Here is a 1,094-nt window from a genome sequence, read left to right on the forward strand (position 1 = left end):
GTCAAGGGTCCGTAGATGTGCGTGCACCCATCCGGTGAATGTCCGCACCGTGTCCGCTGTCGGCTGCAACGGGTGGGTGCGCCCGTCTCCGCCCGCGACGTATTCGGCGATGCGGTAATTCAGCATCTCCTTGATGAAAGCGTCCGCGGTGTTGCGGCTGGCGACCTTGTGCTGATGCACGAACTCGATGAAGCGCGACACCGTCAACGCGGTGCGACGGTCGCCCGGGTCGCGCCTGAAATGCATGGCAAGGCCGACATGGCCCATCAGCCAGCGCTGCTGCGTGGCGAATATGGAAGCAAGCCGCGGGCTGGCTTCGTAGATGTGGATCAGCGCCAGCGACTGCTCCTGGACGTGGCGGTGCAGATCCGGATGAGCGGCTATGTCCTCGATGTCCAGCATCCGCCTCCTTCTGGTTGGCCAAGCTTACTGCGCTCCAAGAGCGGGTCGCGTCGAAGCGGATTCATGCGACGCGCTTTTGGCTTTTTTCGTGCATGTCGTCCTCCCAAAACCGAGGTTACTTTTGGGCGACATGCATTAAGACATTTTCAGCCTTGCGCTTTTGTGTCCAGATGAGACAGCTCGGACTAAAGTCCAGTTCTGTAGCCAATGATGGCGGCGAGACGTCGGCGGCAACCCACACGGCGGCAAGTACGGCGCGCTTAGCGATCTGGACAACCGCAGCTACGCCCCAGGTGTCGTCCTGCCGCCCGGCTATGATGGGCTGACGCGGGGTCCGCCGGCGCATACGCATCGGGAGGCCGCCGATGGCGGGTTCTGCCGCCTACTCGGCCGCCTGAACGCGATGTGCCTGGATGATGGCGCGGATCTCAGAGCGGCAGGAGCCGCAATTGGTGCCTGCCTTCAGCGCGGCGCCGATGGCTTCCACGTTCGTGCAGCCGGAAGCCACCGCCGCCGTGATCTGGTTGCTCCCGACGTTGAAACAGGAGCAGACGGTCGCGCCGGCATCGGGCCGTTCGGCACCGGCGCGGCCGGCGACGATGCGGAAGCGCTCGCGTTGGCTGGCATGGGCCTCTTCGAGCTGCTGCGTTGCCCATCCGCGCGACACGGCGACCGGGCCGGGAGCGACGAAC

Annotated in this window: 1 protein-coding gene and 1 pseudogene; both read right to left on the reverse strand. The window is 64.6% G+C overall.

All coding sequences use genetic code 11. The features are described 5' to 3' along the window. Positions 1 to 402: pseudogene (locus FJ980_RS33625) on the reverse strand (hypothetical protein); the annotation flags it as partial. Between the two features lie 382 nt (positions 403 to 784). Beyond that, a partial coding sequence (locus FJ980_RS33630; RefSeq protein ID WP_181181420.1) for a (2Fe-2S)-binding protein occupies positions 785 to 1,094 on the reverse strand: 310 nt, incomplete at its 5' end.

This window comes from Mesorhizobium sp. B1-1-5, from assembly GCF_006443065.1.
In the GTDB taxonomy this organism is placed as follows: domain Bacteria; phylum Pseudomonadota; class Alphaproteobacteria; order Rhizobiales; family Rhizobiaceae; genus Mesorhizobium.